The sequence below is a fragment of the Streptomyces sp. DT190 genome, from assembly GCF_049846985.1.
Lineage (GTDB): Bacteria > Actinomycetota > Actinomycetes > Streptomycetales > Streptomycetaceae > Streptomyces.
This window is the reverse complement of the sequence record NZ_JBNCNM010000041.1, coordinates 26600-36330: the sequence shown is the minus strand read 5'-3', so window position 1 is coordinate 36330 and position 9731 is coordinate 26600. Positions and strand designations below refer to the sequence as shown.

Here is a 9731-nt window from a genome sequence, read left to right as displayed (position 1 = left end):
ACGCTGTTGAGTTCTCAAGGAACGGTCGCTTCCTTTGTACTCACCCTCTCGGGCTTTCCTCCGGGCGCTTCCCTTCGTTGTTCCAAACTCTATCAGTGTTTTTCCGGCCCTCTGACCACCGCCCTGCAGGCATGCAGAAGGTGACCCTGAGTTAGGATCTGACAGGTTTGGTGCTGCCGGGCCAGGAGGCGAACTGTGCGTCGCTCAGCCCCAAGCAGGAGTACGACTGTACACGCGGCCGCGGAGCCGGTGCAAATCGATATGCGGTATGGTCTAGACCACTTCTGGGTGCTCGCACGGAACGGGCACTTCAGGTGTCATACGCTGCTGCACAGTGCGCCGTCCGGTACCTGCAGGGACGGCCATATCGATCTCCACCCCTGGGAGGCTTCCCATGACCACCGTGACGTCCCCGCTCGCCGGACGCGCCATCGGACTGGCAGCCGTGCCGGATCCGGTCTTCTCCCAGGCCATGGTCGGCCCGGGCACAGCCATCGACCCCGTACGTGAGCCCTCCGAGGCCGTCTCGCCCGTGGACGGCGTCATCGTCTCCCTGCACCCGCACGCGTTCGTCGTGGTCGACGAGAGCGGACACGGTGTGCTCACCCACCTCGGCATCGACACCGTGCAGCTCAACGGCGAGGGTTTCGAGCTGCTGGTGAACAAGGGCGACACCGTCCGGCGCGGTCAGGGCGTCGTGCGGTGGAACCCTGCCGCGGTCGAGGCCGCCGGCAAGTCCGCTGTCTGCCCGGTCGTGGCGCTGGAAGCCACGGCCGAGGCCCTCTCCGATCTTCGCGACAACGGCGATGTGAAGGCCGGCGACAGTCTCTTCCTCTGGAAGTGACGTCTGTGCCGTCGTATGACGGCGAGTACGACAACCAACGCGGCGGCGGGACCCGCCGCACTATCGGAGACGGGTGAGATGGAGACAACGCTGCGAGGCGTCGGTGTCAGCCACGGTGTGGCGATCGGCGAGGTTCGGCACATGGGAACGGCGGTGCTCGAGCCGCCCGCGAAGCAGATCCCCGCGGAAGAGGCGGAGCGTGAACAGGGGCGCGCCCGCAAGGCCGTGGAGGCTGTGGCCGCCGACCTGACGGCGCGCGGCAACCTCGCGGGAGGCGAAGCCCAGGCGGTGCTCGAGGCGCAGGCCATGATGGCTCAGGACCCCGAGCTGATGGCCGACGTGGAGCGGCGGATCGCCGTGGGCAGCACGGCCGAGCGTGGCGTGTACGACGCCTTCGCCTCGTACCGCGAGCTGCTGGCGGGTGCCGGTGAGTACCTGGCGGGTCGCGTGGCCGACCTCGACGACGTGCGGAATCGTATCGTCGCCCGTCTGCTGGGGGTCCCGATGCCGGGTGTCCCGGACAGCGACGAGCCCTACGTCCTTGTCGCCCGTGACCTCGCGCCCGCCGACACGGCGCTGCTCGACCCGACTCTGGTGCTCGGTTTCGTCACCGAGGAGGGCGGTCCCACGAGCCACAGCGCGATCCTGGCGCGGGCGCTCGGCGTTCCGGCCGTGGTGGCGCTGCCGGGTGCGGGTGAGCTCGCCGAGGGCACGATGATCGCCGTCGACGGCAGCACGGGTGAGATCTTCGTGGAGCCGAGCGACGAGAAGAAGGCGCAGCTCGAGGCCGCGGCCGCCGAGCGGCGGGCGGCGCTCGCGGCTTCGACCGGGCCCGGTGCCACGGCGGACGGTCACAAGGTGCCGCTGCTGGCGAACGTGGGTGGCCCTGCCGACGTGCCGGCCGCCGTCGAGGCCGGTGCCGAGGGTGTCGGTCTCTTCCGCACCGAGTTCCTCTTCCTGGACGACAGCAAGCAGGCGCCGTCGGAGGAGAAGCAGGTCGCGGCGTACCGGCAGGTGCTTGAGGCGTTCCCCGAGGGGCGCGTCGTGGTGCGCGTGCTGGACGCGGGTGCCGACAAGCCGCTCGACTTCCTGACGCCGTCCGACGAACCGAACCCGGCGCTGGGTGTGCGCGGCCTGCGGACCCTGCTGGATCACCCGGACGTCCTGCGTACGCAGCTGACCGCGCTCGCCAAGGCCGCGGAGGGGCTGCCGGTCTACCTCGAGGTCATGGCCCCGATGGTGGCCGACCGTACGGATGCCCGGGCGTTCGCGGACGCGTGCCGTGAGGCGGGGCTGCGGGCGAAGTTCGGCGCGATGGTGGAGATCCCGTCGGCCGCGCTGCGGGCGCGCTCGATCCTGCAGGAGGTCGAGTTCCTGTCGCTGGGGACGAACGACCTCGCGCAGTACACCTTCGCCGCCGACCGTCAGGTGGGTGCGGTCTCGCGGCTGCAGGACCCGTGGCAGCCCGCGCTGCTCGACCTGGTCGCGCTGTCCGCGGAGGCGGCGAAGGCCGAGGGCAAGAGCTGTGGTGTCTGTGGCGAGGCCGCGTCCGACCCGCTGCTCGCGTGCGTGCTGACCGGTCTGGGCGTCACCTCTCTCTCGATGGGTGCGGCGTCGATCCCCTACGTGCGGGCGACGCTCGCCAAGTACACGCTGGCGCAGTGTGAGCGTGCCGCGGCTGCGGCGCGGGCGACGGACAGTGCCGAGGACGCGCGGAGTGCCGCGCAGGCGGTGCTGTCGGGCGAGTAGGTCCGGCTCGGCCGGCCGACGGCTGTCCCGGAGGGGCGCTCCACTGCTGTGGGGCGCCCCTCCGGCGTTTCAGTGGTGGTGTCCCTGCGTGGGTTTCTCCTCCCCGAGGTCGGGCGGCCGGCAGTAGTCGACGTTGGACTCCGGGGAGATGAGGTCTCCGGAGTCGATGTCGGTGCAGTAGGCGTCGAAGACCTCTCCGGCGGTGAGGGGGTCGAGGCCGTGGGAGCGGAGCCGCCAGCCGTAGACGCGGTCGGGGGTGCCGGGGGCGCTGGCGCGGACGACGAGTCCGCCGGGGCTGTCGGTGGCCAGGCCGAGGGCCAGGACCGTGGTGAACTCGAGGGCTTCGGATTCGTCGAGTCGCGGTGCGTCGCCGACGTCGGTGGCGTGGAGTGCGGCGATGAGGGTCTCGGGTGGTCCGGTGACGCTGCAGACGAGGTGCCGGTCGCCGGGTGGGGCCGTGTCGAGGATGCGGGCGAGAAGGGCCGAGGCTCGGGTGAAGGCGGCTCGTCCGATGTCCTCGCCGCAGGTGGCGCACGCGCCCAGGCGGGCGAGGAGGGTGGTCGCGTACTCCCAGGTGGCCTGCCGGACTGCCTCGTCGACCAGGGCGGTGAGGAGGTCGGCCAGCGGCTGGCCTTCGTAAGGGAGGGTCGGGCCGGTCAGTGCGAGGCGTGCCGTGAAGCGGGTGCGACTGGACGGCAGGTCGGGGTCCAGGCTTTCCCGCTTGCAGAAGTCGGCGTACTCCTCGGGGTCGAAGAGGGCGACCGTGGTGTGGCTGCCTTGCAGGGCGCGTGTCCTGAGGAGGCCCTCGACCTGTTCGAGGTAGGTGTCGTGGTCGTGGAAGGTGAAGGTGCGGTAGCGCCGCATGGCCCGGAAGTCGTGCTCGTCGGTGAGCAGGCCGATGGTGCCGGCGATTTCACGGCGAAGGACGCGTCGCATGGTCCGGCTGTCGGTGTGCGCCATGTGTTCCCCCTGTGCACGGTCGATCAATGCTCACTCACAGTAATCGGCGGCACTGACAATCGGGGCCGGTCGCGTGATCGTGCGGGCGGGTAACGAGTGAAGGCGCAGGTCGCGGCGGGTTCCGTCGCGACCTGCGCCTGAAGCCCCGGTGACGGGGAGTGCGGGTCAGGACCGCTTGCGGGCCAGGTCCTCGTAGAAGCTCAGCAGGTCGAGGTTGTCGATGGAGCCCGGGTTGACGGCCTTCTCCAGTGGGGTGCCTTGCAGGAGGCGTTTGACGGGGACCTCGATGCGCTTGCCGGTGAGGGTGTGCGGGACGCCGGGCACTTCGATGATCTCGTCGGGGAGATGGCGCGGCGACAGGTGCTCACGGATGGTCTGTTTGATGCGGTCGAGCAGGTCTTCGTCGAGTGTGGCGCCGGGGGCCAGGTGGACGAAGAGGGGCATCCAGTAGCCACCGTCGGGCTGTTCGATGCCGATGACGAGGGATTCCCTGATCTCCGGGAGCCGTTCGACGGCTTCGTAGATGTCGGCGGATCCCATGCGGACGCCCTGGCGGTTGAGCGTGGAGTCGGAGCGGCCGTGGATGACGACGGATCCGCGTGAGGTGACGGTGATCCAGTCGCCGTGCCGCCATACGCCGGGGTAGGTGTCGAAGTAGCTGTCGTGGTAGCGGCTGCCGTCCGGGTCGTTCCAGAAGTGGATGGGCATGGAGGGCATGGGGTTGGTGACCACCAGCTCGCCGACCTCGTCGGTCAGTGGCTTGCCGCTCGGGTCCCAGGACTGCAGGTCGGTGCCCAGGCAAGGGGCCTGGAGTTCGCCGAGGTGGACGGGCAGGGTCGGTACGGCTCCGGCGAAGCAGGAGCACACGTCCGTGCCGCCGCTGACGGAGGCGATCCACAGGTCGTCGCGGACCTCGTCGTTGAGCCAGCGGAAGCCGTCGGGCGGCAGGGGGGAGCCGGTCGTGGCGACGCACTGGACGGACGAGAGGTCGAAGTCGCGGGAGGGGTGCACGCCGGCCTTGCGGCAGGCCATGACGTAGGCGGCTGAGGTGCCGTAGAGGGTGGCCTTCGTGCGTTCGGCGATGCGCCACTGGGCGCCGGTGTCGGGGTAGCCGGGGCTGCCGTCGTAGAGGACGATCGTGGTGCCGGTGAGCAGGCCGGAGACGAGGAAGTTCCACATCATCCAGCCGGTCGAGGTGTACCAGAAGAAGCGGTCCTCGGGGCCGAGGTCGCAGTGCAGGCCGAGTTGTTTGAGGTGCTCGACCAGGATGCCGCCCTGGGACTGGACGATGGCCTTGGGCAGGCCGGTCGTGCCGGAGGAGTAGAGCACCCACAGGGGGTGGTCGAAGGGCACCTGCTCGAAGACGGGGTCCGTGTCCGCTGAGGTGAGGGACGACCACTCCACGGCGCCCTCGGGTGCGTCGGTGCCCAGGAGGGGGATGTGGACGACGGCCCGCAGGGTGGGCAGTTCGCGGCGGAGTTCGGCGACGATCCCCCGGCGGTCGTGTTCCTTGCCGCCGTAGCGGTAGCCGTCGACGGTGAAGAGCACGACGGGTTCGACCTGCTGGAAGCGGTCGAGGACGCTGCGGGCCCCGAAGTCGGGGGCGCAGGAGGTCCAGACTCCGCCGACGGCCGCTGTGGCGAGGAGGGCGACCACGGCCTGCGGGATGTTGGGCAGGTAGCCGCTGATCCGGTCTCCGGGGCGGACGCCCAGGGCGCGCAGCTCCGCGGCCAGGGAACCGACCTGGCGGCGCAGTTCCGCCCAGGTGACGGGGCGTGGTTCGTGCGTCTCGTCGACGTGGAGGAGGGCCGGTTCGTCGGCGCGGGTGTCTGCGGCGCGCAGGGCGTGTTCGGCGTAGTTGAGGGTCGCTCCGGGGAACCAGCGGGCGCCCGGCATGGCACGGTCGCCCAGCACGCGCGCGTAGGGGGTGGAGAACCGTACGTCGAACCACTGGGTGACGGCTGTCCAGAAGGCCTCCAGGTCGTCGACGGACCAGCGCTGCAGGGCCGCGTATCCGCCGTCGGCGGGGGCTCCGTGGTGCTCGGCGGCCCAGGCCTGGAACCTGGTGATCCGTGCCCGTGCGATGCGCTCGGGGTCTGGCTGCCAGAGCGGCTGAGGACTTTCGGTCGACATGGTCGGCTCCCGGGCTGTGCGCGTCGTGTGCGTCCTCCGCGCACGGGCTGGGGTGTGCGCGTGACGCGGCTGGGACGGACAATGCCATGTGATCGATTTCGACACCAGGGTGCGCCCCACATAGTCCGTGTCGTGAAGATGTGGTCTTGGCACGGGTGAACGGCAGTTGAACGACACGCTCTGGAGCGGCGGTCGGTGGCAGGGTGAGCAGCATGAACGGTCGTGACCTGGTGCGTTCGGTGAAAGCGGTGAGCTCGGTGGGGGCGGCGCAGGGGGTGCGTACCGTACGAGCAGCGTGGCGCAGGCGGCGGGCCGACGCCACCGGACTGCCGGCGCGTGGGGCGGAGCGGGCGCGGGTGCCCGGGCCGGTGCGGGAGGTGGAGCCGGGGCCGGGCGGTGGTGTCGTCCGGTTCAGCCGGTCCGAGCTGCGGATACTCGTCGCGTCGAACGGCGCCGTCTTCTGGGGCTGGGACGGGGCGGAGCCCGAGCCGTCCTACGCGCTGGCCGGCCGGTGTCCCGAGCCGGATCCGCGGGCGGTGCTGGAGCCGGACAAGGACGGCGGCTGGCGTGTGGTGTCGGAGCGGATGACGGTCGTGGTCTCGCGGCACGGCGCGGTCGAGGTGCGGACCCCCGGTGGCGTGACCCTGCGGCGCGATCTGCCGCCGCGGTGGTGGGAGCCGGTCGGCGGCGGCCGGGCACGCTGGATGCAGCGGTCGGAGGTGGCCGCCGACGCGCGGTTCTTCGGACTGGGCGGCCGGGCCTCGGGGCCGCGGCTGCCGGACGGCACCTACCGGCTGTGGAACACCGACCCCGGTCGTGCCTTCGGGCCGGGTGACGACCCGCTGTACGTCACGATGCCGGTGCAGATGGTGGTGGCCGACGGCGGTACGCATCTGGTGTTCCACGACAGCACGTGGGACGGCACGGTGACCCTGCGGGAGGGCGAGGAGGGGGAGGGTTCCGGGCACGACCGGGCCGGGACGAGCGAGCTGCGGATGGACGGCGGTCCTCTGCGCTGCTGGGTGATGGTGGGCACCCCCGCGCGCGTGCTGCTCGCCTGGGCCTCGCTCAGCGGCGCTCCCGCCCTGCCGCCCGCGTGGGCGCTGGGCCATCACCACGCGCGGTGGGGATTCGGCACGGAGCAGGAGGTGCGCCGGATCGTCGCGGGCTACGTGGAGCACGGTCTGCCGCTCGACGCGCTGCACCTCGACATCGACCACCTGGACGCGCATCAGGTGTTCACGGTCGACCAGGACCGCTTCCCGAAGCTGCCCGTGCTGGCCGAGGAGCTCCGGCGGGACGGCATCCGGCTGGTGTCGATCGTCGACCCCGCGGTCAAGGCCCTGCCCGGGAACGCCGTGTACGACGGCGGGACGGCGCAGGACGCGTTCGTGCGGGACGCGGCGGGGCAGGTCGTGGAGGGTGTCGGGTGGCCCGGGGAGGCGGTGTTCCCGGATTTCACGCACGCGCGCGTGCGGGAGTGGTGGGGCGGTCTCTACGAGGAGCGGCTCGCGCAGGGCTTCTCGGGCTTCTGGCACGACATGAACGAGCCCACGTCGTTCGCGGCCTTCGGGGAGTCCACCCTGCCCCGGTCGGCGCGGCACTCCCTGGAGGGACGGGGCGGAGACCATCGTGAGGCGCACAACGTGTACGCGCTGTGCATGGCCAGGGCCGCGTTCGAGGGGGTGCGCGGACTCGATCCCGAGGAGCGGCCGTTTCTGTTCTCGCGCTCGGGGTGGGCCGGGATGCAGCGCTACGGCGGGGCGTGGTCGGGGGACGTGGCCACCGGCTGGCCCGGTCTGCGGGCGTCCCTGGCGCTGGTCCTGGGGCTGGGGCTGTGCGGCGTGCCGTACTCGGGGCCGGACATCGGGGGGTTCGACGGTGATCCGTCACCCGAGCTGTACCTGCGGTGGTTCCAGCTGGGCTCGTTTCTGCCGCTGTTCCGCACCCACGCGAGTCTGCGGGCGGGTCGGAGGGAGCCCTGGGAGTTCGGTCCCGACGTCCTGCGGCACGCGCGCGTGGCCCTGCTGGAACGCCGCCGGCTCCTGCCGTACTTCGTGACGCTGGCGCATCTGGCCCGCCGTACCGGGGCGCCCTATGTGCGGCCGGTGTGGTGGACGGCGCCGGAGGACCGGGCGCTGCGGGACTGCGGGGACGCCTTCCTGCTGGGTGACTGCCTGCTGGTGGCGCCGGTGCTGGACCCGGGAGCCGACCGGCGTGCGGTGCGGCTGCCGCGGGGGCGCTGGTACGACACGGTGACGGAGCGGGCGTACGAGGGGCCGACGCAGGTGCTCGTGGACGCGCCGGTGTCGCGAATCCCGGTGTTCGCGCGCGCGGGTGCCGTTCTTCCCGTGCGAGGGGAGGACGGCGGCCTGGAGCTGGAGGTGTGGGCGCCCGCCCGGGGGCGGACCGGGGGCGGGCTGGTGGTGCCGGACGGGGGCGAGGGCTGGGACGAGCCGGAGATCGAGCGCTACACCGCGCGGTGGATGGGCGCGCGGGTGGTGGTCGAACGCGAGGGTGAGGACGGCGGAGGCGAGCCGCCCCACCCCGTGCGCGTCCGCGGGGCCGGTGAGCGCCGGGCTCAGTAGCGGCCCTCGAACCAGGCCCGTACGGCCACGGTGTGCAGCGGGAAGGCGAGCTCCTCCGGCCTGCGCAGGAGGTGCCAGCCCTCCGTCTCGTCCGTGGCGGCGGAGGCCGGCAGGCCCTCGGCCGGGCGTTCCGGGAGGACGCCGAAGAGCAGCAGGTGCCCGTCGGGCGCGCTCATGGCGTCGGCGAGGCGTACGTCGCGGCTCGCCGCGTCGATGCCGGTCTCCTCCTTGAGCTCGCGTACGACGGCCTGCCGCCAGTCCTCCCGGTCGTCGATGTAGCCGCCGGGCAGGGCGATGCCCCCGCTCGCGGGAGCGACGGTTCGTGTGATGACGACCAGGGCGGTGCCCTTGGTGTCGTACACGGGCTGGAGGGCCACCGCGACCGGGAGCGGGTTGCGGTAGGCCATGGCGCCGCACGCCGGGCAGGTGCGGGGCCAGCCGGAGACGCCCTCTCCGTAGGGCGCGCCGCAGCTCGAACAATGGGAGTCCGGCGCGGAGTTGGTGGTGGAGTGCTGAGTTTCGGACACGCGGCGGACTGTAGCCGATCACGGAGAGGGCCTCGCAGGCAGGCTCAGTGCGGGTGGGTGAGCGACTTCCTGGACACGGGGAAGTCGAAGTAGGTGTCCGGGTAGGGCTCGGGCTTGAAGGTGTAGTGCCACCACTCCTCGGCCAGGTTCACGAACCCCTGGCCTTCCAGGGTGTTCTTGAGCAGCAGCCGGTGGGCGCGCTGTGCGCCCTGGATGCGCGGGTCGAGGGTGTGGGAGAGGGTGTCGAAGCAGTCGAAGCCGGTTCCCATGTCGACCGAGTTGTCGGGGAACCGCTCCTCTTCGGGGGCGAAGCACGGCACGAGGGGCTCCCCGGGGCGGTAGGGCCGGGTCGGCTTCGCGGGGAGCCGGACGACCGTGACGTCCAGGGTGGATCCGCGGCTGTGGCCGGACTTCTCGGCGATGTAGCCGTCGGTGAACAGCCGGGTCTTGTCGACGTTCGGGTAGAACTCCCCCTTCATCGCCTGGTCGTCGAGGTCCTCGGCCCAGCGGACGAAGTGGTCCACCGCGCGCTGCGGCCGGTAGCAGTCGTACACCTTGAGTGTGTAGCCGTGGCGCAGCAGTCTCCGCTGCGCCTTGTGGAGGGCGTCGGCTGCGGGGCGGGTGAGGAGGCAGGTGGGCTGGTCGTAGCCGTCGATGCGTTCGCCGACGAAGTTGTGCGGGGTGAAGTAGCGCATCTCCTGGAGGATCGTCGGGTCCACGCTGCTGAGCGCCACGAAGTCCTGGGGTGCCTTGGGCTCGGTCTTCGCCTGGGCGGTCGCGGTGGGCACGGTCGCGGTCAGCACGGCGGCGAGTGCGGTGAGCAGGCCGCGGGCCACGGTGGTGAGTCGTGTCATGCCTCCTGCGTCTATCAGGACCGGGTCGTGCGGGGGAAGCGCGGTGGGGCACGTCACGGTGGAACTGGTCGTCGCC

General features: G+C 71.5%; 7 protein-coding genes. 3 read left to right on the top strand and 4 right to left on the bottom strand.

The window, feature by feature from the left end; all coding sequences use genetic code 11:
• Window positions 1-394: 394 nt before the first annotated feature.
• Complete coding sequence (locus tag ACPXCS_RS38905; protein WP_425952220.1) at window positions 395-844, top strand: PTS sugar transporter subunit IIA; 450 nt, start codon at window positions 395-397, stop codon at window positions 842-844.
• Window positions 845-922: 78 nt separating this feature from the next.
• Window positions 923-2593 (top strand): phosphoenolpyruvate--protein phosphotransferase, encoded by a 1671-nt coding sequence (ptsP, locus tag ACPXCS_RS38900; protein ID WP_425952219.1) that lies wholly within the window; start codon window positions 923-925, stop codon window positions 2591-2593.
• A gap of 69 nt (window positions 2594-2662) precedes the next feature.
• Here ptsP and ACPXCS_RS38895 read toward each other — a convergent pair whose 3' ends face one another.
• Both ACPXCS_RS38895 and ACPXCS_RS38890 read right to left on the bottom strand, forming a co-directional pair.
• Entirely contained in the window at window positions 2663-3553 is an 891-nt protein-coding gene (locus tag ACPXCS_RS38895) for a hypothetical protein (protein ID WP_425952218.1), read from the bottom strand.
• Between the two features lie 165 nt (window positions 3554-3718).
• A complete protein-coding gene (locus ACPXCS_RS38890; RefSeq protein ID WP_425952217.1) occupies window positions 3719-5686 on the bottom strand; it encodes an acetoacetate--CoA ligase in 1968 nt (655 codons plus the stop codon).
• A gap of 212 nt (window positions 5687-5898) precedes the next feature.
• Here ACPXCS_RS38890 and ACPXCS_RS38885 point away from each other — a divergent pair, with 212 nt between their 5' ends.
• Entirely contained in the window at window positions 5899-8274 is a 2376-nt protein-coding gene (locus tag ACPXCS_RS38885) for a TIM-barrel domain-containing protein (RefSeq protein WP_425952216.1), read from the top strand.
• Here ACPXCS_RS38885 and ACPXCS_RS38880 read toward each other — a convergent pair.
• Both ACPXCS_RS38880 and ACPXCS_RS38875 read right to left on the bottom strand, forming a co-directional pair.
• Window positions 8268-8801, bottom strand: a complete 534-nt coding sequence (locus ACPXCS_RS38880) for an NUDIX domain-containing protein (RefSeq protein ID WP_425952215.1) — start codon at window positions 8799-8801, stop codon at window positions 8268-8270. The genes ACPXCS_RS38885 and ACPXCS_RS38880 overlap by 7 nt on opposite strands.
• Window positions 8802-8845: 44 nt before the next feature.
• On the bottom strand, window positions 8846-9655 hold the full coding sequence (locus ACPXCS_RS38875) for a M15 family metallopeptidase (RefSeq protein WP_425952214.1): 810 nt from the start codon (window positions 9653-9655) through the stop codon (window positions 8846-8848).
• Between the last annotated feature and the right edge of the window lie 76 nt (window positions 9656-9731).

Excerpts from the sequence above, each read along its gene's own strand:
- ACPXCS_RS38905 (WP_425952220.1), top strand. The coding sequence starts at position 395 with ATGACCACCGTGACGTCCCCGCTCGCCGGACGCGCCATCGGACTGGCA.
- ptsP (WP_425952219.1), top strand. The coding sequence starts at position 923 with ATGGAGACAACGCTGCGAGGCGTCGGTGTCAGCCACGGTGTGGCGATC.
- ACPXCS_RS38885 (WP_425952216.1), top strand. The coding sequence starts at position 5,899 with ATGAACGGTCGTGACCTGGTGCGTTCGGTGAAAGCGGTGAGCTCGGTG.
- ACPXCS_RS38895 (WP_425952218.1), bottom strand. The coding sequence starts at position 3,553 with ATGGCGCACACCGACAGCCGGACCATGCGACGCGTCCTTCGCCGTGAA.
- ACPXCS_RS38890 (WP_425952217.1), bottom strand. The coding sequence starts at position 5,686 with ATGTCGACCGAAAGTCCTCAGCCGCTCTGGCAGCCAGACCCCGAGCGC.
- ACPXCS_RS38875 (WP_425952214.1), bottom strand. The coding sequence starts at position 9,655 with ATGACACGACTCACCACCGTGGCCCGCGGCCTGCTCACCGCACTCGCC.